Source organism: Hansschlegelia quercus (assembly GCF_004310425.1).
In the GTDB taxonomy this organism is placed as follows: Bacteria; Pseudomonadota; Alphaproteobacteria; order Rhizobiales; family Methylopilaceae; genus Methylopila; species Methylopila quercus.
Window position 1 is genome coordinate 143,927 of the sequence record NZ_SIUB01000005.1, and the last position, 24,127, is coordinate 168,053.

General features: G+C 66.2%; 20 protein-coding genes. 8 read left to right on the forward strand and 12 right to left on the reverse strand.

Annotated features, from left to right (window positions below):
* Nucleotides 1–123 precede the first annotated feature (123 nt).
* On the forward strand, nucleotides 124–1,620 hold the full coding sequence (pdxR, locus tag EYR15_RS11645) for a MocR-like pyridoxine biosynthesis transcription factor PdxR (RefSeq protein WP_165455487.1): 1,497 nt from the start codon (nucleotides 124–126) through the stop codon (nucleotides 1,618–1,620).
* A gap of 782 nt (nucleotides 1,621–2,402) precedes the next feature.
* Here pdxR and EYR15_RS11650 read toward each other — a convergent pair.
* From EYR15_RS11650 to EYR15_RS11670, 5 genes are all read right to left on the reverse strand, one after another.
* Nucleotides 2,403–4,055, reverse strand: coding sequence for an OFA family MFS transporter (locus tag EYR15_RS11650; RefSeq protein WP_131003715.1), 1,653 nt, complete (start codon nucleotides 4,053–4,055; stop codon nucleotides 2,403–2,405).
* Nucleotides 4,056–4,200: 145 nt separating this feature from the next.
* On the reverse strand, nucleotides 4,201–4,863 hold the full coding sequence (locus EYR15_RS11655; protein ID WP_131003716.1) for a helix-turn-helix domain-containing protein: 663 nt from the start codon (nucleotides 4,861–4,863) through the stop codon (nucleotides 4,201–4,203).
* Nucleotides 4,864–4,977: 114 nt separating this feature from the next.
* Complete coding sequence (locus EYR15_RS11660) at nucleotides 4,978–5,349, reverse strand: response regulator transcription factor (RefSeq protein ID WP_131003717.1); 372 nt, start codon at nucleotides 5,347–5,349, stop codon at nucleotides 4,978–4,980.
* 69 nt (nucleotides 5,350–5,418) lie between these two features.
* Entirely contained in the window at nucleotides 5,419–6,057 is a 639-nt protein-coding gene (fixJ, locus tag EYR15_RS11665; RefSeq protein ID WP_131003718.1) for a response regulator FixJ, read from the reverse strand.
* Nucleotides 6,047–7,549: a PAS domain S-box protein gene (locus EYR15_RS11670; protein ID WP_131003719.1), complete on the reverse strand. Its 1,503-nt coding sequence runs from the start codon at nucleotides 7,547–7,549 to the stop codon at nucleotides 6,047–6,049. Before EYR15_RS11670 ends, fixJ begins: the two co-directional genes overlap by 11 nt.
* A gap of 122 nt (nucleotides 7,550–7,671) precedes the next feature.
* On the opposite strand from EYR15_RS11670, the gene EYR15_RS11675 reads away from it, so the two are divergent.
* From EYR15_RS11675 to EYR15_RS11685, 3 genes are all read left to right on the forward strand, one after another.
* Nucleotides 7,672–8,499 (forward strand): universal stress protein, encoded by an 828-nt coding sequence (locus tag EYR15_RS11675; protein ID WP_131003720.1) that lies wholly within the window; start codon nucleotides 7,672–7,674, stop codon nucleotides 8,497–8,499.
* Between the two features lie 48 nt (nucleotides 8,500–8,547).
* On the forward strand, nucleotides 8,548–9,897 hold the full coding sequence (hemN, locus tag EYR15_RS11680) for an oxygen-independent coproporphyrinogen III oxidase (protein ID WP_131003721.1): 1,350 nt from the start codon (nucleotides 8,548–8,550) through the stop codon (nucleotides 9,895–9,897).
* Nucleotides 9,898–10,055: 158 nt separating this feature from the next.
* Nucleotides 10,056–10,724, forward strand: a complete 669-nt coding sequence (locus EYR15_RS11685; RefSeq protein ID WP_131003722.1) for an OmpW/AlkL family protein — start codon at nucleotides 10,056–10,058, stop codon at nucleotides 10,722–10,724.
* A 1,196-nt stretch (nucleotides 10,725–11,920) separates the two neighbouring features.
* Here the strand turns inward: EYR15_RS11685 and EYR15_RS11690 are convergent.
* From EYR15_RS11690 to EYR15_RS11710, 5 genes are all read right to left on the reverse strand, one after another.
* Nucleotides 11,921–12,322 carry a hypothetical protein gene (locus EYR15_RS11690; protein ID WP_131003723.1) on the reverse strand — a complete coding sequence of 134 codons (402 nt, stop codon included), beginning with the start codon at nucleotides 12,320–12,322 and terminating at the stop codon, nucleotides 11,921–11,923.
* Nucleotides 12,323–12,406: 84 nt separating this feature from the next.
* Nucleotides 12,407–13,786 (reverse strand): APC family permease, encoded by a 1,380-nt coding sequence (locus EYR15_RS11695; protein WP_245498273.1) that lies wholly within the window; start codon nucleotides 13,784–13,786, stop codon nucleotides 12,407–12,409.
* A gap of 518 nt (nucleotides 13,787–14,304) precedes the next feature.
* Entirely contained in the window at nucleotides 14,305–16,731 is a 2,427-nt protein-coding gene (locus tag EYR15_RS11700) for a heavy metal translocating P-type ATPase (RefSeq protein WP_245498274.1), read from the reverse strand.
* 176 nt (nucleotides 16,732–16,907) lie between these two features.
* Nucleotides 16,908–17,216: a hypothetical protein gene (locus tag EYR15_RS11705; protein WP_131003726.1), complete on the reverse strand. Its 309-nt coding sequence runs from the start codon at nucleotides 17,214–17,216 to the stop codon at nucleotides 16,908–16,910.
* Nucleotides 17,217–17,290: 74 nt separating this feature from the next.
* The gene (locus tag EYR15_RS11710) at nucleotides 17,291–17,719 is read right to left on the reverse strand and encodes a hypothetical protein (RefSeq protein WP_131003727.1); all 429 of its coding nucleotides are present in this window, start codon (nucleotides 17,717–17,719) and stop codon (nucleotides 17,291–17,293) included.
* Between the two features lie 484 nt (nucleotides 17,720–18,203).
* Between EYR15_RS11710 and EYR15_RS11715 the strand changes: the two genes are divergently transcribed.
* Together EYR15_RS11715 and EYR15_RS11720 are read left to right on the forward strand one after the other, a co-directional pair.
* A complete protein-coding gene (locus EYR15_RS11715) occupies nucleotides 18,204–19,064 on the forward strand; it encodes an exopolysaccharide biosynthesis protein (RefSeq protein ID WP_280987274.1) in 861 nt (286 codons plus the stop codon).
* A complete protein-coding gene (locus EYR15_RS11720; protein ID WP_131003729.1) occupies nucleotides 19,061–19,384 on the forward strand; it encodes a hypothetical protein in 324 nt (107 codons plus the stop codon). Before EYR15_RS11715 ends, EYR15_RS11720 begins: the two co-directional genes overlap by 4 nt.
* A 19-nt stretch (nucleotides 19,385–19,403) precedes the next feature.
* On the opposite strand, the gene EYR15_RS11725 is transcribed toward EYR15_RS11720, so the two are convergent.
* Nucleotides 19,404–21,854: a P-type ATPase actuator domain-containing protein gene (locus EYR15_RS11725; RefSeq protein WP_131003730.1), complete on the reverse strand. Its 2,451-nt coding sequence runs from the start codon at nucleotides 21,852–21,854 to the stop codon at nucleotides 19,404–19,406.
* Nucleotides 21,851–22,093, reverse strand: a complete 243-nt coding sequence (locus tag EYR15_RS11730) for a hypothetical protein (RefSeq protein ID WP_131003731.1) — start codon at nucleotides 22,091–22,093, stop codon at nucleotides 21,851–21,853. The genes EYR15_RS11725 and EYR15_RS11730 overlap by 4 nt, the downstream gene beginning before the upstream one ends.
* Before the next feature lie 334 nt (nucleotides 22,094–22,427).
* Between EYR15_RS11730 and cysT the strand changes: the two genes are divergently transcribed.
* Entirely contained in the window at nucleotides 22,428–23,228 is an 801-nt protein-coding gene (cysT, locus tag EYR15_RS11735) for a sulfate ABC transporter permease subunit CysT (protein ID WP_245498288.1), read from the forward strand.
* Nucleotides 23,218–24,126, forward strand: a complete 909-nt coding sequence (cysW, locus tag EYR15_RS11740; RefSeq protein ID WP_131003733.1) for a sulfate ABC transporter permease subunit CysW — start codon at nucleotides 23,218–23,220, stop codon at nucleotides 24,124–24,126. Before cysT ends, cysW begins: the two co-directional genes overlap by 11 nt.
* The last annotated feature ends 1 nt before the right edge of the window (nucleotide 24,127 follow it).

The window sequence follows — 24,127 nt, forward strand, 5'->3', positions numbered from 1 at the left end:
AAGACCGGTTTGGGCAAGAAACCGCTTATCAGTTGGCGCCATGGACAGACGCGATTCTGGGGTCTCAGACTTGTCGCCTCACCGTCGCTCGATGGCGCCAATCTCACCGGAAGCGGCTCGCGCTTGGACCTGACCCTCTCGCTGGACCCCCGATCGTCGAGATCCCTGCAGGCGCAGATTTTCGACCAGGTGCGCCAGCTCATCCTCGACCGCCAGCTTCAGGCGGGCATGGCGCTGCCGCCGAGCCGCCTGCTCGCCGAGCGGTTCGGCATCTCGCGCAACACCGCGCTGATCGCCTATGAACGGCTGGCGGCGGAAGGCTATGTCGAAGCGCGCGGCACAGCGGGCGTGTTCGTCACGTCGATCCCGCCCGATGGTCTGATCCTCATCCAGAACGGAAGCCGAGCTGAGACCAACGGGCCGATTCCCGAGCCTTCAAGCGAGCCGCTGCTTTGTTTCGCGGGCGCGCCGGGCGGCGGGAGCGATCGTCCCGCGCTCGATTTCTGGGTGGGCCGGTCCGACCCCGCCGCCTTTCCGCTCCGGATCTGGCGGCGCATCGTCAACCGCCTGCTCGCGAGCGAGACCTCCTATCTCACCGATTACTGCGACCCCGCCGGGTTGCCGGATTTGCGCAAGGCGATCGCGGGCCATCTCGGCCGCGCCCGCGGCATGACGGTCACCGACGACCAGATCATCGTGACCGCCGGCGGTCAGGATGCGCTCAACCTCGTCGTCAACCTGCTCCAGTCGCACACGAAGCAGCTCTGCATCGAAAACCCCTGCTATCTCGGCGCGTCGATGCTGTTCTCCAGCACCTCTCTCGAGATCCGGCCGATTCCGGTCGACGAGGACGGCGTGCGCACCGACCGGCTCCCGACCGCGCGGGGCAGCCTGCTCTACGTCACTCCCTCGCACCAGTTTCCAACGGGCGTGATGATGACGCTCCCGCGGCGTCTCGCGCTGCTGAAATGGGCGGAGGAGACCGACAGCTTCATCGTGGAAGACGATTACGACAGCGACTTCCGCTACGACGGTCCGCCGCTCACCTCGCTCGCCGGCCTCGATCGCGGGCGGCGCGTCTTCTATGCCGGCACCTTTTCCAAATCGGTCGGCGCCGGCCTGCGCATCGGGTTCGCCGTGACGCCGCGGATGATGTGGGACGACGCCCGGTTCCTGAAGGCGCGCATGAGCAACGGCCAATCCTGGCTGGAGCAGGCCGCGCTCGCCGCCTTCATCAATGAGGGGCATTTCGACCGACACCTCCGGAAGCTGAGGCAGGTCTACAAGGCGCGTCGCGACAGCCTGGTCGCCGCGCTGCGCGCGAACTTCGAGAACCCGAGGATTTCAGGCGCCGACAGCGGTCTCCATCTTATCTGGCGGCTTCCGCCGGGCTTCCCGGCGGCTCGCGAAATCCAAACCCGGGCGCGCGACATCGGCCTTGGCGTCTATGCGCTCTCGAGCGGCGCAGCCTTCGACTTCAACGGCGACGCGCCCGACGATGCGTTGGTGCTCGGCTATTCCTCGCTGGATGAGCGGCAGATCGGATCGGCAATAGCGAAGCTGCGGGTCATGCTCGTAGCGAAGACGTCACCGATTTCCGCCGCATCGGCGGCAGGCTGACCGCCGCCGATTGGTCGCCGAGCTCAAGGTTTCTCTGGTTCCTCAAGCTCGTCCATCGTCAGCATCTATCCATTGTCCGCGAAGATGATCGGCTCACGCTGTTCTTCGCTTCCGAGGCTACGCGCCAGAGACAGAGCCTCGATAACCGTTGGAACGAACGACGCCGGTCGTGTCAGCGGTTCCCTGGCCGATTACTGTGTAGGACATCCTGAACCCCGCCGATCAGCAGCTACCTTCAAGCGGACGAGGATCGGCTTTGGCGGCGGCGGATCGTCATCCGACCAATGGCTGGCGAGCGCCGGCGAACGTCCCCCGGATCATCCGGAAGGCCGGACGTCTCGCGAATAGGGATGGCTTGGTCCGGGCCGGCTTTGAATCGTCCAGCGACTTCAACGCCGACAGGATTCCATCGAGGCGGACTATGGCCCCGCTATCAAGCTGGCGAAGGTCCGGACCGCGCCCGACCGCGTTCTGATCGGACGCCCACGACGCCAGCAGAGCCCGTTTCGCCGCCTTGCTTATCGTTGGGTGCTCGGTCACCTCGATGGGGGACCGAAATTGTGCCCCATCCCTTCCGGAACGAGGGCCGATGGCTCTTTTGAATAGGTTTCAACGCTCTTGAAGCTCATCTCCAAACTACCCTTCTGGGCAGAGCGGCGTAAGTCGCCGCAGGGCCATGCAACCGGCCCCTCCTGTGGCCGGCGTGAAAAGCCTCCGAGCGAGATGTTCGAACTTGGCTGCGTGGCGTCGCCGCATCGGACGACGCCATGCGCTATGGATCGCTACCTGAACAGCACGACCGCCTTGCCGAACGTAACGTAGACGCCCCAGAGGATCGGCAGCGCCACGACGAGCCAGGGGATCACGATCGCGGGCGTGAAGCCTCCCTTGCCGATGCCCTGCGAGCCCGTCGCCGTGGCGGTCTTCTGGCCGTGGCCCTGCGCCTCGCCGACCTGCGCGTCGCCCATGAACCAGCGCGCCGCGAGCGGGCGGACGAGCAGATTGCAGATGAAGCCGACGATCAGGAAGCCAGCCAGCACGTACATCGTGCGGGCATAGAGCTCGACGCCCTCGACGCCGGCCGACTGCTGGATCTGCCGTATCTCGGCGACGACGAGCGGACCGACCACGCCGGCCGTCGACCAGGCGGTCAGCAGCCGGCCGTGGATCGCGCCCACGAACTGCGTTCCGAAGATGTCGGCGAGATAGGCCGGAATGGTGGCGAAGCCGCCGCCATACATCGACAGGATCACGCAGAAGAAGGCGACGAACAGCGCCTGGCTTCCGAGATGTGCGGCCCATGGCGCGGCCGCGTAGAGCCCGGCCCCGAGCACGAAGAAGATCGCATAGGTCAGCTTGCGGCCGAGCTTGTCCGACATCGAGGCCCAGAAGAAGCGGCCGGCGATGTTGAACAGCGACAGCAGGCCGACGAAGCCGGCCGCGACCGCAGCGACGCCCGCCTTCTGGCCCGCGTCGAGGGAGCCGAGCGGCACGCCCGGCTGGCCGATCAGCGCGCCGCCGAAGATCTCCTGAAGCATGGGAGACGCGAGCGCGAGCACGCCGATGCCCGCCGAGACGTTGAGGGCGAGCACGAGCCAGAGCATCCAGAACTGGAAGGTTTTGTGCGCGTCGCGCAGATGGACGTGGCCGGAGGCGATCATGGCGTTCTTCGCGGTGGGCGTCGTCCACCCGTCAGGCGCCCAGCCGGCCGGCGGAACGCGATAGCCGAACGCGCCGCCGAGCATAAACGCGACATAGCCGAGACCCATGACGGTGAGCGTCTCCCAGACGCCGACCGAGGCGGGATTGCCGGCGTGGAAGTGCTTGATCAGCAGATCCGCAAGCGGCGAGCCGATCATGGCGCCGCCGCCGAAGCCCATAATGGCCATCCCGGTCGCCATGCCGCGGCGATCGGGGAACCATTTGATGAGCGTCGAGACCGGCGTGATGTAGCCGATCCCCAGGCCGACGCCGCCGATCAGGCCCATGCCGAGCCAGATGATCCAGAGCTGGTGGACGTAGACGCCGAGCGCGCCGATCAGGAAGCCGCCGCCCCAGCAGAGCGCCGCAACTGCGCCCGCCTTGCGCGGCCCGGCCTTCTCCAGCCAGCCGCCGAACAGCGCGGCCGAAAGGCCGAGCACGACGATGCCGATGGAGAAGACGATCACCAGATCGGTCACGCGCCAGTCGCAGGACGTCGTGAACAGCGCCTGCGCAAGCGTCATGTCCGGGCACGCCGCCGCCGGCGCGCTTTGGCTTAGCGCCTTCGACAGCGGCAGCCAGAACACCGACAGGCCATAGGCCATGCCGATGCACAGATGCGTCGCGAGCGCGGCCGGCGGCGCGAGCCAGCGATTGAATCCGGGTCTGGCGACGATCCGCTCCCGCGACAGCAGAGGAGCGGCTCCGGGATTGGGCGCAGTGGCGACGGACATTGATCCTCCCAAATGTTCTTTTGTTATGAACTTGGGATAAAGCCGGATCTCCGTTCACGCCAGCGTGATCACGCCCCGTCCGTACACTGAAGGATTGCATCAAACGCGCGGCCGCCCCCGGCCGCGCCGCTCGGACGTCCTGGGCTTACGCCCGCAGGCGCCTCAGCGCGGCGCGGTCTTTGAGGACGATGCCGCGGCGATTGGCGGGGACCGCGATGACGCCCTGGCGCTCGAGCTGGGTGAGCGAGCGCGACACCGTCTCGATGGTCAGGCCGAGATGGTCGGCGATGTCGATGCGGGCCATCGGAAGATCGACCGCGCCGCCGCTCGTGGTCCGCTCGGCGAGGCCCAGCAGGAAGGTCGCGACCTTTTCGACGGCGCTCTTTCGGCCAAGCAGCAGCATATGCTCCTGCGCGCGGGCGAGCGCCTCCATCGTCGCGCCCAGGACGTCCCGCGCAAGCGCCGGATTGTCGTAGGACAGGGTATCGATCGAACGGCTGCGATAGCAGACGAGCGAAACGTCGCCGATCGCCTCGGCGGTGAAACGATGCTCGGCTCCGGCCTCAGCCCCGAATATCTCCCCGGCGAGATGGAAGGCGTCGATCTGGCGGCGGCCGTCGCTCAGCAGCTTGTAGGTGCGCACCGCCCCGCTCACCACCTTGTAGAAGACGTCGGTGTCGTCGCCCTCGGCGAAGATCTCCTCATCTTTCGAGAAATTCCGCAGCGGGCCGACGGCCGTCCGTGAGGCTTCGGCCCGCGTCTCGACGGGACGGAAACGGATAGGATTGGCTTCGAGAGCGGCAAGCATCTGGCGACCTCCATCGACCGCGTCTGGCGTCGTCCAGAGCTACGGCCGGGGATGGCTCCGCGAAATTCAGATACGACCCTTAAGGGGAATCCCTGAGTTGCGCGCCGCGCCGGCTCAGCGGGGCCCGAGCGCGCGGTGGATTCCGTCCATCAGGGCGCCGTCGCCGAACGGCTTTTCGACGACCAGCTCGGCGCCCGCCTGCCCCGCGCGACGCCGCAATTCCTCGGTCGATTTCGCGGTCATCAGGATGGCCGGCAAGTCCACGTGGCGCTCCCTGAGGCGCGCGATCAGATCGACGCCCTCCATTTCCGGCATGTACTGGTCGATCAGCAGGCAGCCTGCCGCGGGCAGGTCGCCGGCCGCAAGCAGCGACGCGCCGCCGTCGTAGAGGCGCACGTCGAGGCCTTCGAGCTCCAGCGCGAAGCGCATCGAGGATCGGACGGCCTCGTCGTCGTCGACGACGATCACGGTGCCGCTGCAAGGCATGGGGGTCATCCTGACGTCGTGAACGCGTCAGAACCTACCGGAGGTTGACGATCGGCGGCTTGATCTCTCTCAAACCCGCCGCGGATCTTCGCTTTCGTGGTCGAGGCCTGCGGCGACGGCCATGCGGACCAGCTCCGACAGGCTTTTCGCCTGCATCTTGGTCATCACGTTGGCCCGGTAGATCTCCACCGTGCGCGCGCTGATTTCGAGCTCGTACGCGATGACCTTGTTGGCCTTGCCGGCGACCAGCCTGTCGAGCACCTCGCGCTCGCGGTCCGACAGGCGCTCGATGCGCTCCCGCATCTCGGCGGCGCGCGCGTGTTCGCGGGTCTCCGCCGCATGGCCCGCGAGCGCCGATCTGACCGCCGCAAGAAACAGATCGTCGCTGAACGGCTTCTCGATGAAGTCCACCGCGCCCTGCTTCAGCGCCTCGACGGCCATCGGAACGTCGGCGTGTCCCGTCATGACGATCACCGGCAGCCCGAGACCCTCAATCCGAAGCCTCCGCAGGAACTCGATGCCGTCGATCCCCGGCATCCGCACGTCGGTGACGACGCAGCCCTCCTGAACCCCGTCGATATGATCGAGGAAGGCGTCGGCGGATTCGTGAAGCCGCACCGGCAGGCCGTCCGAGGCCAGAAGGAACGACAGCGAGCGGCGCACCGCGTCGTCGTCGTCCACCACGTGCACGACAGCCTCATTCGCCATTCGCGAGCTCCCGTTCGTCGACCGAGCGCAGGGTGAAGGTGAATTTCGTGCCTCCGCCTGGAGGCGAGACGACGTTGAGCTTTCCGCCGTGGGCCTCCACGATCGTCCGGCAGATCGAAAGCCCGACGCCCATGCCGTTCGCCTTTGTGGTGACGAAGGGCTGGAACAGGCGTCCCGCGATCTCGGGCGAGATCCCGGGGCCGGTGTCGGCGACGCTGACCGCGTGCAGTCCGTCGGCGAGCGCCTCGGTCGCGATCTCCAACTCGCGACGCTCCGCGCCCTCCATCGCCTCGACGGCGTTCCGCATCAGGTTGAGCAGAACCTGCTGGATCTGGATGCGGTCGGCGAGAACGAGGTTCGCGGCCGGCTTGAAGCGGAACGACACGCGCACTCCCCGCTCCCTGGCGCCCACGAGGGCGAGCGCGGACGCTTCCTCGATCAGCCGCGGCAGCTCCTCGATGTGCCGCTCGCTTTCGCCGCGGGTGACGAAGTCGCGCAACCGTCGGATCACGTCTCCTGCGCGCAACGCCTGCTCGGCGGCCTCGTCCACCGCGCCGCGGAGCACAACCGCCTGCTCGCCCTCCATGCGCTCCAGCATCCGGCGGGAGCCCTTGAGGTAGTTCGTGATCGCCGTCAGCGGCTGGTTGATCTCGTGCGCAAGCGTCGAGGCCATTTCGCCCAGCGCGGTGAAGCGGGACATGTGGATGAGCTCGGACTGGATCTCCTGCAGCCGGGCCTCGGTCTGCTGCCGCTCGGTCAGGTCGCGGATGAAGCCGGTGAAGTAGCGCGCGCCGGCCGAGCGCATCTCGCCGACCGCGAGCTCCATCGGAAAAGTCGAGCCGTCCTTGCGCTCGCCGACCACGACGCGGCCGAGCCCGATGATCCGCCGCTCGCCGGTCTTGAGATAGCGGGCCATGTAGCCGTCATGCTGGGTCCGGTAGGGCTCCGGCATCAGCATGCTGATGTTGCGGCCGACGACCTCCTCCGGCTGGTAGCCGAACTGCCGGATCGCAGCGGCGCTGAAGGATCGCACGATCGCCTGCTCGTCGATCACGATCATGGCGTCCGGGATCGTCTCCAGGATCGAGCTGAGATGCGCCTCGCGCGCTCTCAGCGCCGTCTCCGACGCGAAGCTCTCGCTGACGTCGCGAACCGCCTGCGCATAGCCGACGACCTCGCCGCCGCCATCGCGGATCTCCGTTGCGGCCACCTCGGCAAGAAAGCGCGACCCGTCGGCCCTCGCAAGTTCGATCCGTTCTTGCGAGGGATCAATAGTCTCAAGGACGACCTCGGACCGCCGATCCTCGGGCGGACGGAGAGCGGAGACGTGCTGGCCGACGATGTCGCCCGCGCGCCATCCACAAACGCGTTCGGCGAACTCCGGCCAGGTCGTGATGCGCCCGGCGGCGTCCAGCGTGAACGCGGCCAGCCCGACCGAGGCGCGCGGCCCGATCGTCGTCCCGTGATTTTCGCCGTCCCGCGTGGCGCGCATGCCCGGACGTATAGCGGCTTCGAGGGCATTCCCGAAACGGCGCCGCGGGACTTGAGCAGGATCAAAGCGCCGCAGCGGCTTTCGGCGGACGGTTCCTCCACACATCCGAGAGGAGACGGAGCATGACCCGACCGATCGCTGGCTCGCCGTCCTATGCGAGCGTGATGGCGCATTTCGACCTTTCGCCTTACGCGGCGCAGCGTGGCCGGCTCGCCGCGTCGCTCGCGGACATGTTCGGCGCCCGCATGATCGGCGTCGCGGCCGAGCAGATCATCATGCAGATCACCGGCGAGACCGGCTACGGCGCCGACGATGAACGGCAGCGCGTCGAACGGAACCTCGAAAGTGCGCACGGAACCTTTCTCGACGTCGTCGGCTCGCGCAACGACGTCGAATGGCGCGCCTGCGTTCATGCGCCGGACCGCCATGTCGTCGAGCAGGCGCGCGGCGCCGACATCGTCGTCGTCGGTAGGCGGGCGTCCTACGACCATGGCGATCCGGCGCTCGGCGTCTCGCCCGGCTACGTCGTCATGGAATGCGGCCGACCCGTCCTTGTCGTGCCGCCCGAGACCGAGACCCTGTCGACCAAGTCGGTGGTCGTCGGCTGGAAGGACACGCGCGAGGCGAGGCGTGCGGTCTTCGACGCGCTTCCCCTGCTCGTGCGCGCCGGCGAAGTCGTCGTCGTCGCCGCCACCTCGTCCTTCCGGGACGAAGGCGCGGAGGACGTCGCCGCATGGCTCGCGCGCCACGGCGCCAATAGCCGGCCGCTGGTGCGGGCCGGAGAGCTGTCATCCGTCGCGGAAGAACTGCTCGACGTCGCAGACGACCTCGGCGCGGGGCTCGTCGTCTCCGGCGCCTATGGTCACAGCCGCACCCGCGAATGGATCTTCGGCGGCGCGACGAGGGACCTGCTCGAAACCGCCTCGATCCCCCTCCTGCTCTCGCACTGAAGCTTCGCGAGAAGCCGCGGCCGGACATCGAAAAGCAGAGACCGACGCATGATCCCGCTTCGACTATCGGAACTCGTGCGTCGGTCCGCGCCACGCTACACGTCGTATCCGACGGCGCCGCAGTTCGGGCCAGCCGTAGGGCCGCAGGACTACGACGGATGGCTCCGCGGACTTAAGGGCGAGAGCGCTTCGGCCTCGCTCTACCTCCACGTCCCGTTCTGCCGGTCGATCTGCCATTACTGCGCCTGCACGACCAAGGCGACGCGCCGCGACGAGCCGATCATCGCTTATGCGGACAGGCTGCGCCGGGAGATCGCGCTCGTCGCCGATCGGACGGGACCGCTGCGGGTCTCCCATATCCATTGGGGCGGCGGCACGCCGAACCTGCTGCCGCCCGACGTCTTCGACCAGCTCGTGGCGGAGCTCTGCGACCGCTTCGACGTCCGACCGGACGCGGAACACGCGATCGAGCTCGACCCGCGCTGGGTCACCCGCGAGAGCGCCCGCCGGCTGAAGGCGAGCGGCGTGACGCGCGCGAGCCTCGGCGTGCAGGATTTCGACGAGGGGGTGCAGCGCGCCATCGGTCGTCCGCAACCCTATTCCGTCGTGCAATCCGCGATCTCGGCGCTCCGCTCGGCGGGCGTCGACGGGCTGAACCTCGACCTGATCTACGGTCTTCCAGGCCAGACGATGCGATCTGTCCGCCTCACCGCGCGCCTCGCTGCGTTCCTGGGCCCGGACAGGATCTCGCTGTTCGGCTACGCGCATGTTCCCTGGTTGCGGGCGAACCAGCGGCTGATCGACGACGCGGCGCTTCCGGATTCCGCCGCGAGGTTCGATCTCGCAGAGACTGCGCGCGAGACGCTGCTGGAGGCTGGCTATGTCGCGGTCGGCATCGATCACTTCGCGAAGCCGAAGGACGCACTCCGCCGCGCGGCGCAGAAGGGGACGCTGCGCCGCAATTTTCAGGGCTACACGACCGACCGGTCCGACGTCCTGATCGGCTTCGGCCCCTCGGCCGTCGGGCGGCTGCGCGAAGGCTACGTCCAGAACGCCGCCGACGCTGCGGGCTGGGCAGGCGCGATCGACGCCGGCCGCTTCGCGACGGTCAAGGGACGCGCGCTGACGCCGGAAGACCGCCTGCGGGCGGAAATCATCGAGAAGCTGATGTGCGGATTCGAGGTCGACCTCGGAGCGACCGCGGCCGCGCATGGCTTCAAGCCCGCCATCTTCGCGGACGACCTCGAGAAGCTCGGGAAATTGGCCGAGCAGGAGTTCGTCCGCATCGATGGCTGGCGCGTCACGATCGCCAAGGACGCCCCTGCCCTCGCCCGTATCGTGGCGAGCGCGTTCGACGCCTATCTCGGCGCCGCCGCGCGGCATTCGCTGGTGGTTTGATCGTCCTCGATCGTTCAGCCAGCACGCCTCCGTGAGACCACCGTTCGGCGATCCGCATTGTACTTTTGACCAATGTGTTTGATGCAGGTCAACGCGGTGAGCCGCAGCGCCGCCTAACCTTCAAGGACGGAATAAGTCCGTTTCTGAAGGGGGTTAACGTGAAGTCGCTCTACGCCTTGTCCGCCGCGTTGCTCGCGTCGGCGTCGCTTGCGGGACAAGCCCGCGCCGCCGACATCCCTGAATCGCCGAGCTTCGTCGCCGCTTCTCCGTCGGACTGGAGCCGGTTCATGATCCGCGTCCGCGCCATCGGTCTGCTGACCGATTCGTCGGCCAAGCTGAACATCGCGGGAAGCGCCCACGTCTCCTACGACGTGATGCCGGAGATCGACTTCAGCTACTTCTTCACGCCGAATCTGGCGGTCGAAGTGATCTGCTGCGCGTCCCACCACAAGATCAGGGGCCGTGGGGCGATCGACGGCTTGAAGATCGGCGACGCCTGGGTGATCCCGGCGACAGTCACGGCGCAGTATCACTTCACCGGTTTCGGCGCGTTCAAGCCTTATGTCGGCGTCGGCGTGAACTACTCGATCTACTTCAACGAGGACAGCGGTCCGGGCCTGTCGCATCTCAAGCTCAAGAACTCCGTCGGCCCCGCCGCTCAGGTCGGCTTCGACTACATGTTCAACGAGCATTGGGGCGTGAACTTCGACGTCAAGAAGATCTATATGCAGCCGAAGATCAGGCTGACGGCTGGCGGCGCCGACGTGCGCGGCAAGGCCAAGATCAACCCCTGGGTGACCGGCGTCGGCGTGACCTATCGCTTCTGACCGTCTGCCCGGGACGCGCGCGGCGATTGAAGGCGCAGCCCATGACCAAGAAACTTCTGGTCGCCTTCAACGCCGCCTAGTCCACGGCGAAGATCGGCCTGTTCGCCTGGAACGAACGGTCCCGCGGCGCGACGTCAAGGAGCGATCGACGTCAGCCGGCCGGCGCTGACCTTCCACCTCGTCGAGGGGCCGAAGGTCTTCGACGCGAAGCCCGGCGAGCATTCCGACTCGCAACTGTGACAACGTAGTGTAACGGAACGCTAGCCCGTCGCTGTGTCAGCGTGGCGTTCCGCCCGGGATGGCCGATCGGCCCTGCTCATCGCCGCGACTGCGTCGATCGCGCCTCGCGGAGTGAGCTTCCAGCGGTCCAGTTAGCCTGGGACCAGTCCGCACAACTGTCTCATGTAATCGCGCTGTGGAAGGTTAGGTCAGCGGTGGCTGAGAGCAATCGGCGCTCCGGCTGGCCTGCAAAAGCCCTAAAACTTTGCTTCTTCGAAGATCAAGGTCCGTCCCCCATGCAGCGAGGAAACGCAATGGCCGAACACAAGCGAGCCAGCCTTAAGCACGCAGCGACCGTCCTGGAGAAAGTGCGCTTCCGTGCGTTGCGCGCCCCGCGCTAGGCAAGCGTTATGACCTGAATAATGCTCACGCCGCAGCCACTTACGTCAAGCCATACTGACCTGAGACGACGCCGATCCACGAGGTCGCCTTCGCGGCGTTTGTCCGGCTTCCGGTGCTGGCGCTTAGCGCTTCCGGCTTTTCCTCGCTTATCGATCGCGGTGGCAGCGATCAGGCCAAGCAGTTCGCGGGTCGGAGGACGATCGGCCTGGTTCGCCATCAGCCGAATCCGGGCGGACCCACAAACGGCCGTAGACGTTCGAGCTCCCTCGCGAAAGCAAGCGTCGATAGAGTTGATATTTTATCTGTAGGAGCTGGATGGAAACGGGCGATGAAAGCGTCCCCTCTCCGTCAGAGCCAAGCTGCAAGAGCGCGCAAACGCCTCGAAAACATCGTCCGGCTTAGGCGATGCGAGAAGCCGCTTCTACAAAGAAGCGCGAACTCCGCGGGAGACACATTTCTCGACCTGCGGAAGTTCTCGCAAGACCGGCCGATCCCCGGCTTGCAAGCGCATCATGGCGCGGTTCGTTCGTCCGCTGACGACGGAGCGGCAAGCCAGCTCCGTCGTCAGCGCGCGTTCAGTTCGCCTCTGAGGCGGTCGCTTTCACCGTCTTGCGAACGGGCGCCTTGCGCTTCGGCGCGACCGCGATCTCGTCCCCGAGAGTCTCGTCGCTCGACTTGCGCGCCTCGACCGCGTCGAAAGCGGCGTCGGCGCCGTCCTCGAAGCCGCGGCGAAGCGCATTCCCGGCGGGCAGAAGCTCTTTCAGGAAGACCGCGCCGAAGACGAGGCCGAAGGACAGGCCATAGGCCGTCTTGTAGGCGCCGACGCCGGCGACCTCGCCAGTCTTGGCCGCCGCCGACTTCACCGAAGCGCCGGCGGTCGCGCCCGCGGCGCTGACATATTCGGCGGCGGTCTCGAGCGCGTCGCCGAGGGATGAGAAGGTATTGCGCTCGGAGGTGGCGAGAGCGGTGTCAGACATCTGGATGTGACCTTTCTTCAGGCTTTTCCGCGACGGCGTTGCTGCCGGGACGTTTGGAGACGGAGAGCGAGGCGCGCGCTGCGTTCAGGCCAGGCGCTCCGCGCCGGCGCCGAACTGAAGCTGAACGTCGGCGACGGCGCCTCTGACGTCGGAGATCATCCTCGGCCGGCGGATGCGTTCGGCCAGCAGCCATGCGGCGCCGACCGCCATGTATCCGAGAAAGATCGACGCGAGGACGGAGTTGGTGTGATCGATCGGCGGGAACAAAGCGCTTCCCGGCAGGCCGACCGTGCCGAGCAGCGGCAGGGCCATGAACGCCACGCCGCCAACCGAATAGGCCACCGCGCGCGCCGACAGCTTACCGATCGACTGCAGATAGAGCGGGGCCGCGACCGTGATCAGGATGTAGACCAGGATAAAGCCGAAGCTGCACAGCGTGCCGAAATAACCCTGCGCGTCGAACGGCGTGACGCCGGCCATATAGATGGCCGCGGGCGCAGCGAAGGTGATCGCCGCCGAGACCGCCACCGCGATATGAGGCGTCCGGTTGGTTTCGTGGGCCTCGCCGAGCGCCTCGAAGAACAGCCCGTGGCGCGCCATCGAGAAGATGATGCGGGCGGTCGAATTGATGGCGGCAAGCGTGCAGGCGAAGAAGCTGAGAGCCACGCCGATGGTGATGATCGTGCCGAGCGGACCCCAGCCGAGGCTGGACGCGAGGTAGTTCAGCGGCGCTTCGGAGGTCGCGAGCGATTCCGGCGCGCCGTGGAACCCCAGCACAACCACATAGGCCATGAAGATGAAGACGATTCCGGAGAACAGGACGCTGTGCGTGACCGCGCGGGGGATCGACTTCAGCGGATTCTTGGCCTCCGCGCCGAGCGAACTCGCGCTCTCGAAGCCGGAAAAGCCAAAGACCACGAGGACCACGCCGACCAGGATCCCGCTCGGGGTGCCGCCCTCAAGCCGGAACTGAGCGGCGTCCACTTCGAAGCCGTGGCTCGACCAGATGATGATTCCGAGCACGACGATGGAGATGAGAGCGACGACCTCGAAAACCAGCATCGTCTTGGCGGAGAGCTGGATGTTGCGCATCGCGATCCAGCAAGACGCCGCCGCGCCGCCCGCGAACCAGACGAGCATCGGCGCATGCAATCCGGCCGCCTGCTGGAGAAGGACGTCGCCGACGATCGCGAAGCCGCAGAGCGTCGACATGCCCGTCAGAATATATGCGAAAACGAGCGCCCATCCCCCGAGGATGCCGGCGGTCGGGCCGAGGCCCTGGACAATGTAGCTGTAGAGCGAGCCCGGCGACGCCGAGCGCGTGGTGAACTGGTTGACGTTGAGGCTGACCAGCACGAGGCCGAGCATCCCGAGCGCAAAGCTCAGCCAGGCGCCGTTGCCGGCGGACGCGAAGATGAGGCCGAGAATGGCGGCAGGGACGGTCGACGGCGCGATGACCGACACCGACTGGGCGAGGACTTCCGGATAGGAAAGACACGAGCGGCGAAGTTCCGTGGGAGCTTCCTGGGTGGATCCGCCTTCAAATCCATTCTGATCCGAATAAGCCGCCCGTGATGTCATGATGCCGTTGCGCCTCTCGTAAGTTCCGGTTGCTTATCGATCCCGCTCTTGGATCGCCTATGTGCTGGTCGCTTGAACCCCGGCTTGTCGCACAACTGCCGGACGCGCCGGCGAGGCGCTGAGGCGGCATGCAGTCTTGCGGATGCTCTTCGTCGACGCGGCTTCGGAGCGCGGCCGACATCGTCACTAACCTGACACATCATGCAGTGCGACTACGGATTTCGCAATGCAGTGCTGCAAAAAAAATCCTTCTAACTCACTGAGAGTAAAAAGAATTCTATAAGTCTACTAGGAGTATGCTCTTTCTTGACGAGCCTCCGGCTGCTGCGTTGCACCTGAGCAAGGCGTGCATCGATGCGTCAGGTCGGTGGCCGGCGCGGCGCGGCAGCGCCACGCGGTCCTCACCTCAGAAGGAGACGTTCCTTCTCGGCGCGCAGAGCCGTCGCCTTCCGCAGCGGAAGAAGTCCGTTGCCGACCGCCAGCAATCCGCCGATCTGGTTGAAGATCATCGAGTGCATGACGCCGAAGCCGCCGAAGAACGCGCCCGCGATGCAGATGACGTTCGGGACGATGACGAGGCCCCAGCTTCGGTTTATGTTTCGATGGAGGTTGGTGGATACGTCATGGAGCTGCAGAAGCTTCAGGAGACTGTCCTCCATCAGCACGACCTGCGCGGTGTCTGTCGCAATGCTCGAAGCGCCGCGCAGAGAGATCGAGACGTTGGCCTTCTTCAGCGCGATGGAGTCGTTCACGCCGTCGCCGATGAAGCACACGGTCCGACCTTCCTTCTGGAGCAGCTCGACATAGCGCGCCTTGTCCTGGGGCAGCACCTCGGCGAAGTGCCGGTCCATGCCGAGCCGCTCCGCGAGGCGGCGCGTGGGCTGCTCGTGATCGCCCGAAATGATCGCTAGGTGTTTCGCGCCGCGAGCGCGCAATCCCCTGATGATCTCGGCCGCCTCCGGACGCTCCGAAGCGCGGAGTTCGAGAGCGCCGCCGAGCTTTCCGTCGACGCTCACCATGACGAGCGAGTGCCCCTCGGCATGCGCCGCCTCGAGCTCCCTCTCGACGGAAGAGGGAAGCTTCACGCCTTCATGGGTCATGTACCGCGCGCTGCCGACCCGCACGACATGGCCCTCGACCTCGACCCTGATGCCGTAGCCGACGTCGTATTTGGAATCGTCGGTGCTCGGCACGCTGACGCCGAGCGCGCGCGCCTTGGCGATGATGGCCTTCGCGATCGGGTGGCTGAAGCGGTTCTCGGCGGACGCCGCCCAGGCGATGATCTGGTCCTCCGAATCCCCGTTATAGGTGAGGATGCGGCCGACCTCGGGCTGCTCGCGCGTCAGCGTCCCGGTCTTGTCGAACAGGAATGTGTCGACCTTCCGAAGCGTCTCGAGCGCGCGGCCGTCCTTGACCAGCACGCCGTGCTCGGCGCTCAGCGTCAGCGAGCTCAGCATGGCGATCGGCGCCGCCATGCGAATGCCTGTGCCGAGATCGCAGTTCACCACCGCGGTGGCGCTCGCGACGCCCGTAGTCGCGAGGCCGAGAGCGCCCAAGGCAAGCGTCGGGGCGACGGCCTTGTCGGCGAGCTCCTCGCCGCGGGACTGAGACTTCAGCTTGTAGCCGGCGGTGTCGTTCAGGATCTGCGCGAGCTTGGCGGAGGTTGTCTGGTCGCCCGCGCTCGTCACCGCGACGCGCACCTTGCCGCCGATCACGGTGGTGGAGGCGAGGACCTTGTCGCCCTTCAGCTTTTCGACCGGCGCGGCTTCGCCGGTCAGCGTGTGCTGGTCGATCATCGCCATGCCGTCGACGACCTCGCCGTCGACGGGCACGGCCTCGCCGGTATGCACGACGATGACGTCCCCGACCTTGAGGCGCTCGAGCGGGGTCTCGACCTCGGTCCCGTCGACATCGAGCCAGACGAACCGGGCCTGCTTCCCGAACACGTTCAGGAGCATCTTCTTGGAATCGTCTTCGGTCTTCTCGACGAGCTTTCGGGAAACGCTGAGCGTGAAGCCGAGGACGGTGCCGGCCAACACCTGGTTGGTCGCGAGGCAAGCCGCGACGACGATTGCGTCGAGCACGTCCACGCCGAGGCGTTTCTCCTTGAACAGGACTTCGTAGGCGCTCTTGAAGCTCGGGATCACCGAGAACAGGAACAATGCGGCGCTGAGCGGCGTGAGGCCCGGAACGAAGAAGCGGCTGACCGTCGCGAGGGCCACCGAGGCGGTCGCTATCGGCAGGTCGAGATCGACGGGCGAAAGAGGAACGTCCCCGGTCGAGACGACTGCATAATCGAGCAGCTCGACGATCTGATCGGCGCGGATGACCTTCGGATCGTGGTGGACGAGAACCGTCCCGGTTAGCTCGTTGGTGGCGTAGCGATCGACGCCCAGCGTGTTCATGAACTCGCGTTCGATCGCCTGGCAGAGTTCTCGCCGACGCAGGATTGCGGGATTGTAAAGGCGGATGCGGCCGGGGATCGCGCTCCGGACCGTCCATGTCGACAGCCGCTCTCCATGGCGGCGCAGCCTCACCTCCCGGGACGTTCCAAGATCGAAATCCTCCGGCAGCTTCAGCTCGGGCGCCTGCGGCGGCGAGGTTCGCCCCGACAGCGCTTTGCCGAGCTCGGCGATGCGGCTGTCGTCTCTTGAAAGCGGCGCCCCGAACTTCACCTGAGCGACGCGCTTCGCGCCGTCCACAGCCACTTCGACGACGCCGGACGATCGGAAGGCGCGCTCGAAGAAAGTCCGGGCGAGTGGTCCGCGCGGGCTCACGAACAGGCTGTCGCTCGCGAACTGCACCGTGTCATCAGACGGAAAAGTCACGTGAAGCTCGGACGCCTTCGAGCGGGGCCGCCGCGCCCCCCGCGAGCGCTGGCCGCCGCTGGCGGCATGCGACGCGGCCGTTCGACCGGACTGCCGGGCGGCGGAACGATCGGACCTAGGCGAAGACGATGTGTTCAGCGTCATGGGCTCGATTACTCACCGGGGGACGAGTTGCTTTAAGCGCGGTGGGCGCCGTCGTGCGGCGCCTCGTGCGTACGGGCGGCCGGGCGCGAGGCCGCACGCCGTTCGGCGTTCAAATCCTGCAGCGCCTCCTTGCGCTCCAGCGCGCTTCGCGCCGCGCCGGCATAGGCCGCGCCGAGAAGCTCGGCGCTCCAGGACAGGCCGCCGCTGACCGCAGCGAAGAGGTCGCGGAACAGGAATTGCGTTTCGGGCAGCCGCTTATGGACGATCTCGAAATTGGGGTTTGACAGACGAGCGGGCGGCAGGGGCCGCCGTGCGGCGGGGGGTCTCGATGGCGTGGTCAAGGAGGTCCTCCGGTCGCAAGACCATGATGAAATCGGGCGCGCGACGGTCGCTGCGCACGCGCCCGTCGGTCGGCTCAGACAGCCGCCTTCTTCGTCACGCGCACCGTCTTACGAGCGCGCGGGGCGGCGGGCTTGCGACCGTTCGCCTGCTCCTTGAGTTCGTCCTCGAATTCGTCGCCCACGACCGGCGACGCGCCGGCCCTGCGTGCGGCCACCGCGTCGAAGGCCGCCTCGGCCCCTTCTTCGAGCCCACGGCGAACCGAACTGTTCTCGGGCAGCAGTTCTTTCAGAAAGACGCCGCTGAACACGATGCCGAAGGACAGGCCGTAGGCGGTGTGATAGGCGCCCGTGCTGACTCCCGACTTCACCTTGCGGGCGGCGACCTTGGCCTGAGCGCTGGCGTTCGCGCTTGCGTCGCCGATGCTCTCGGCGGCCGCCTCCAGCGCATCTCCAAGAATGGAAAAAGCGTTCGCTTCGTTGGGATCGGCGACCGTCGCAGCCATCAACTCGTTTCCTTCTTACTGTTGCTCAAGCGGCCCAAGTCTCTGGGCTGCAGCGTGGTTCTGGTCGCGAAGGCGACGCAACGCGGCGACTGTGCTCCGGGGCAAAGATGAGGCCGGCCCTGCTGGCGACGGCTCGCCAGCCTGAGAACGCCATCATTCACACCGCCATCAGACAAACTATCTAATCCATAGATTGTGTCTTGAGATCGTTACCGAGAGCGGCCATTGTTGTCAAACCGGACGACGGTCGATCCGTCGGCTACCGGCCTGCAACGGACGAAGCATCAGCGATGGACAAGTTCCCTCTGAACCTTCGCAAAACTGAAGCAGAAGCAGGCCATCAAGCGGCTGACGCAGATAGGACCCTGAGTCGTCCCGGCCGCGCGGCGCATATCGTCAAAGAGGGCAGTCGGCTTTGATCATCGCATCACGCGTCAGGCCCAGCTCCGAAGCCGAGCGGCCGCCGATCACGCGAACATCGGATTTGCTTCGGAACGTGCTTGCAAAGAATCCTGACGTCCAAAGTTTCTCCATCGGAGACATCCTGGATTCGATCGGGACTGAGAGGGTCGAAACCTCTCTGATGCTGTTCTCCGTTTCGGCGTTTCTTCCGGCGCCCGGCGCACCCGCATTCAGCCCGCGCGCCGCCGCCGCCGTCGGCGCCCATTTCGCCGCGGGCCGCACCGAGTTCAAACTGCCGAAGGCCATCCTCGAAAAGCAGGTGCCGCGCCGTTCGTTGGCGGTCGCGATTCATGCGCTTCTGCCGGTCATGGAGTTCGCGGAGAAGAGGACGCGGGCGAGGCTCGCCTGGACCAGCCATCCCGTCAGCCGCTGGATCGTCGGGGTTCTGGTCTTCATCCTCGCCGCGACGATCGCGTTTCCCGTGATCGGCTTCGACCCGCTGCACGCCATGTCGATCTTCGTGATCTCGCTCGGTCTCGCCGAAAAGGATGGGCTCGCGATCATCCTTGGCGTGATTGCGGGCTTGCTTTCGCTGGGCCTTGTCGCGCTTTCAGGCGTCAATCTGCGTGCGTTGCGCTCGAAGATCGGCAAGTGGGTCGGCAAGCTGACACGCCGTCTAGGCTTCAGGGCGCTCGCGAACTACTGCCAGCGCCGAGGCTGGGAACGGCTCGCCGCAATCCTTCGGTTCGAGTGGGCCGACCTCTTGCTTGCATGGGATCCGGAGCGTCGCGCTGGCGCTGAAGCCGGCTTGGCGGAGACGGCGGGCGCATCCGATCCGTCGATCGCGCGTCGCAGCATCAAATCTGCGCGGTCAAATGGACGGGCGGAGGCGGCGAAGGCTAGAGATCACAAGATCGGGCGGGGGCAATTGGCCACGGCATGAAGCGCGAAAAGATATTCGAGTTCTCGATCGAGAAGCCGCTGAACGCGACGCGACGCAAATCGCTCGAAAAGAACATCGAGAAGAACGCCTCGCTCGCCCCGAAAGATTTCGAGTACGGGTGGGACGAGGACGACGACAATCTGCTTCACATCGTCATCGATCCAGTCGAGATCGAGATCAGCTTCCTCGCCGACAAGGTCGAGCTCTTCGCAACGGCCCCGCTATGGGCGCGCGTCGCGTTCACGCAAAAGCGCAAGGCCGAGGTCAAGCAGCTCGTCGAGAGCGTGCTCACGGATTCCAAGTTCGGACCGAGAGCCTGATCTCCGGCTTCCGTTGGCGTCAGTGATGGATCGATGATCGCAGCCGGGCGTCGCGGCCCTCGCGTTCCTGCACGAGCGCATCGAGCTGGCGGATGTGCTGGGCGTAAACCACGGCAGTGCCGAGGTTGGAGAATAGACCGGCGCGAAGGCTTCCGAAGCCTGCGAGAAACGTGCCCGCCACAGCAAGCAGGTTCGCCGCGTAGACCGTCTTGTAGTCGGCCTTCAGCCGGCGGCGGTGCGCTGCGCCAAGGTCCGCGAGATCGAGCAACCCTGAGAGCCGTCCCTTAAGCAGTTGGATGTCGGCGTTGTCGCCGGGTGCTGATGAGAGACCGGCAAGCGAGACGCTGACGGCGCTTGCGGTCATCGCCTCCCTCGAATCCTCATGAGAGCCGTCTCCGATCCAGACGACTGCGCGGGGAAGGGACCGGATGAACGCCGCCTTCTTCCGCGCCGTCAGTCCGCTTGCGACGTGCTCGATCCCGGCGCCTGCCGCGATCGTCTGCGCTACGGCTTCAGCGCGCCTCGAGACATAGACGAAACGGGCGGACGGCGTCTTAGCCTTCAGCGCCCGAATCACGGCTTCGGCTTCCGGCGCGCCGCTCCGCCCGAACGTCACCAAGCCAATTGGCGAGCCGTCTCGCACGACCCATAAGGGCTTTGGCTGCCCCTCGCTCGTCGCGCGCGCAGCTGCGGCCTCGAGCCGAGCCGGCGCTTCGAGCTTCGACAGCGCGAACCGGGCGGGCGACAGTAGTTCGATCGTCTGGCCGACATCATCACGAAACACGACGGCGCCCGCGCGGCGCAGCGTCTCCGGCCCTGGAATGGTTACGCTCCGAGACTCCAGCAAGGCGCGGATCGCCCGTCCGCGCTCTGAACGCAGATCGGGAAAGCCGACCGCCGCGTAAGCCAAGATCTCCTTGTCGGAAGCACCGTTGACCAGCACGTTTGAGATCGCGACGGCGCGCCGATCAAGCGCGGCGCTGTCGTCGAACACGAAGAGGTCGAATTCGCCGACCTTGTCCAACGCCGCCGGGTTGCGGAAGAAAAGTCCGTGGTCGAGCGCTTTCGCCAGATCGTAGAGCGCCGAGAACTGGGCGCTGATGCGCGGCGCCGTCGCGTAGTCCGGTCGGATCACTGCCTGCGAAGGGCGCAGCACGCCCGTAGCGAGAAAGCTCAGCGCCGAGAGCGCCAGGGCCGGCTTCGCATTGCGGTTCGCGACGAGTTCAGCGACGGCGGACGAAGGCAATCCGTCTACGAAGGCGTGCGGCAAAGACTTCGCGATATGGGCGGCGGCGGTCGCCGAGCCGGACTGCCTCACGCGGATGACGACTTCTCCATCCCGAAGGAAGGCGCCGGCGTTCACGGGGTCGCCGGGAGCGAGATCCGCATCGCCATCCGGATCGTTGGCGAGTGCGTCGACAATTGCCGCCACGCCTTCCGTTACGACGCCGTCCACCGGCACGAACTCGCCGCGTCGAACCACGACGAGATCGCCGGGCTTAAGGTCATCGACGTGGATCTCGACGTTCACCCCGTCGTCTTGCGGCAGCCGAGCCCAGGCGTGGCGCTTACGGCGGGTCGCGAAGAGCTTGCGCTGACGATCGATGATCGTACGCTCGGCGAGATGCGGCCAAAGCTGCATGAGCAGGGCCATGATCGTGCCTGTCAGTGGCAGGCCTGTGATGAAGAGGAAGGCGAGGCCGGTCGAGTAGAGCGCGGGCAGGCCGACCTGGCCGTGCCGAAGCTGGCGCGCCGCGAGCGCGACGTTCGGCGCGCTGAAAAGGGCGACGCCCGCCACCGCCACTGGGCGCAAGGCGGGAATGGCGAACTGCCCGGCCGCGGCGAGAGCGAGAAGGCCGCCAGCGGCGTAGAGACGCGTCTTGGCGGGAGGCCCTTCGATCCCGCTCAGCACCCGAGGCCATGCGGCCTCCAATTCACGAGCGATCTTCGAAAGGGTCAGGACGCTGGCGTCGAATCGGAGGCGGACGCCTCCCGTGAGCCTGCTCGACCGGAATTCCTCAACCCCCACGATTTCGGCCAGAACCTCCTCCAGCCGGAAGGCGACGTCGCGGCGGCCGCGCAGGATCGGGTGGGCGACTCGCAGATGGTCTTGGCCTTCGGACCGCATTCGCCACGTGGACAGCACGTCCCCGACCTTGGTGACGCGGATAGGCCAGGGAGCCGCGCTGTTCAGGAACAGGCCGGAGGCGTCGTGCGGCGCTTCCACAGCGCCTCGCAGGGAGGCGTTTAGCCGCCTCCAGATCGCGGCCGCGTCTCGGGTGGCGGCATAGGACAGGCGAGCGAAGCCGCCATCGGGTCGGATCTCGACCCCGCTCACGTCGGGCACCGAGAAGGCGCGGCTCACGAACTGGCGAAGGTTGTCGGCGTTCGCGCTTCTGAAGAGGGCGTCGCTCCAGATCGAGACGCCGTCGACGCCAGGCGCGATCTTGAGCTTAGGCGCAGCACTCATGCAAAGCTGTGCCCGAGCGGACGAGCGACGCGAACGGGGCCTGCATCGGGCCAAGCGGAACGTCTCACCGCCAGTGCGTCGCGCACGGCGTTCGTGATTTCGGCGATGCTTCCGAACGTGCCGTCCTCGACGGGGTAGGCCTCCCTCATCGTCGAGAAGAATCGGAATTGATCCTGCTCGAGGCAGACGGCGATGCCGGCTTGCCGTCCATCGACGCGCACGATCGTGGCGTGACTCATCTTTTGTCTCCAGACCCCTCGTGATGCGAGCGAGGCGCGTTCCGGCCCTCAGCCCATGCGCCCGTCAGCTAGAGTTCCGCATCGGGCGAAGTCAATGTCTTTCCACAAAATTGCTCGACTTTATAGATTGTTGTTGACAGTTCATGTTGCTGCGCCGCACTTTCGCGTGGCCGCCGAGCGGTTTCCCCTCGCGATCGGCTCGAAATTTGAGCGCAGGAGCGCATTGTTGTCTGACGCTGAAATTGGGCGCGCCCTGACTGATCGGGCCTATTCCCAGCATCGCCGACCTCCTCGCAAAAGGGGACGCGGGACCACTTTCAGAAAGCCGAGCGCAATTCCAGGCTTCGGAGCGGCGCTCGGATTCACCTGGCTCTATCTCGCGGTCGTCATCCTCGTACCCCTCGGCGCGGTCGTGCTTTGGACCGGTTCGCTCGGGCCGGAGCGGCTCTGGCAGATCGCGAGCGACGCCCGGGTCGGGCACGCGCTGAGGCTCAGTTTCGGCCTTTCGCTCGCCGCGGCTGCTGTGAACGCCGTCTTCGGCCTCATCGTGGCTTGGGCGCTGACGCGATACGACTTCCCCGGCCGCCGCCTCATAGACGCAGCGGTGGATCTGCCGTTCGCGCTTCCAACGGCGGTCGCCGGCATCGCGCTCGCTTCGATCTACGCCCCGAACGGTTGGGTCGGCTCGATCATCCCGTTCAAGGTCGCCTTCACGCCGGCCGGCATCTTCGTAGCGCTTGTCTTCATCGGCCTGCCGTTCATCGTGCGGACTCTGCAGCCCGTGCTGGCGGATCTCGATCGCGAGGTCGAGGAAGCCGCGGCGACGCTCGGCGCCTCACGCGCCTGGGCGCTCCTCAAGGTCGTGTTGCCGACGCTTCTTCCCGCCCTCCTGACAGGCTTCGCCTTGGCGTTCGCACGCGCGGTCGGCGAGTACGGCTCGGTCATCTTCATCGCCGGCAACATTCCGTACGTCTCGGAAATTGCGCCCCTTTTGATCGTGATGCGGCTCGAGGAGTTCGACTACGGCAGCGCTACGGCGGTCGCGACGATCATGCTGGCCCTGTCCTTCGCAATCCTGCTGTTCGTGAACCTCGTCGAGGCGTGGTCCCGCAAGAGGCTCGGTCATGGCCGCTGACATCGCGCTTCGTTTTCCTGCAACCACCGCGCCCAGCCGCGAAACGCCGCCCGCGCCGCCGCCTTCGGCGACCACGGAAACTCCCGCCACGCGCCGGGTGGTGATCGCGATATCTCTCGCCTTCATCGCTGCGGTTCTTATCCTTCCGCTCGCTGCCGTCTTCACCGAGGCCTTCCGCGGCGGCGTGTCGAAATATCTCGAGAGCTTTGACGACCCCGACACCTGGGCGGCGATCAAGCTGACCCTCCTGGTGACGGCGATTGCGGTGCCATTGAACGTCGTGTTCGGCCTTGCCGCGTCCTGGGCGATCGCGAAGTTCGATTTCCGCGGCAAGAGCGTTCTTGTCACGCTCATCGATTTGCCCTTCTCGGTGTCTCCCGTCGTATCCGGCATGTCCTACGTGCTTCTGTTCGGCGCTCAAGGGTATCTCGGCCACTACCTCGACACCATCAATCTGCAGATCATCTTCGCGACTCCGGGGCTTGTCCTTGCGACGATCTTCGTGACCTTCCCCTTCGTGGCGCGCGAGCTGATCCCGCTGATGCAGGAGCAGGGCTCGAGCGAGGAGGAAGCCGCGCTGTCGCTCGGCGCCGGCGGCTGGCGGACTTTCTGGTCCGTGACCCTGCCGAACGTCCGCTGGGCGCTGCTTTACGGCGTGCTGCTCTCAAACGCGCGGGCGATGGGCGAGTTCGGCGCGGTCTCGGTGGTCTCGGGCCATCTGCGCGGTCTGACCAACACGATCCCGCTGCAGGTCGAGATTCTCTACAATGACTACAACTTCGTCGCGGCCTTCGCCGTCGCCTCGGTGCTCGCCGGGCTCGGCCTCGTCACCCTCGCCGTGAAGTCGGCTCTGGAGTGGCGCTACGCGGATCAACTGGCCGCCGGCCGTCGGCGCTGAG

Bases quoted from the DNA above. Each gene is read 5' to 3' on its own strand.
- EYR15_RS11690 (WP_131003723.1), bottom strand. From the start codon at position 12,322: ATGTCTGACACCGCTCTCGCCACCTCCGAGCGCAATACCTTCTCATCC.
- EYR15_RS11730 (WP_131003731.1), bottom strand. From the start codon at position 22,093: ATGAGTCACGCCACGATCGTGCGCGTCGATGGACGGCAAGCCGGCATC.
- EYR15_RS11720 (WP_131003729.1), top strand. From the start codon at position 19,061: ATGAAGCGCGAAAAGATATTCGAGTTCTCGATCGAGAAGCCGCTGAAC.
- hemN (WP_131003721.1), top strand. From the start codon at position 8,548: ATGATCCCGCTTCGACTATCGGAACTCGTGCGTCGGTCCGCGCCACGC.
- EYR15_RS11675 (WP_131003720.1), top strand. From the start codon at position 7,672: ATGACCCGACCGATCGCTGGCTCGCCGTCCTATGCGAGCGTGATGGCG.
- EYR15_RS11670 (WP_131003719.1), bottom strand. From the start codon at position 7,549: ATGCGCGCCACGCGGGACGGCGAAAATCACGGGACGACGATCGGGCCG.
- EYR15_RS11725 (WP_131003730.1), bottom strand. From the start codon at position 21,854: ATGAGTGCTGCGCCTAAGCTCAAGATCGCGCCTGGCGTCGACGGCGTC.
- EYR15_RS11710 (WP_131003727.1), bottom strand. From the start codon at position 17,719: ATGGCTGCGACGGTCGCCGATCCCAACGAAGCGAACGCTTTTTCCATT.
- EYR15_RS11655 (WP_131003716.1), bottom strand. From the start codon at position 4,863: ATGCTTGCCGCTCTCGAAGCCAATCCTATCCGTTTCCGTCCCGTCGAG.
- cysW (WP_131003733.1), top strand. From the start codon at position 23,218: ATGGCCGCTGACATCGCGCTTCGTTTTCCTGCAACCACCGCGCCCAGC.
- fixJ (WP_131003718.1), bottom strand. From the start codon at position 6,057: ATGGCGAATGAGGCTGTCGTGCACGTGGTGGACGACGACGACGCGGTG.
- EYR15_RS11650 (WP_131003715.1), bottom strand. From the start codon at position 4,055: ATGTCCGTCGCCACTGCGCCCAATCCCGGAGCCGCTCCTCTGCTGTCG.
- EYR15_RS11660 (WP_131003717.1), bottom strand. From the start codon at position 5,349: ATGCCTTGCAGCGGCACCGTGATCGTCGTCGACGACGACGAGGCCGTC.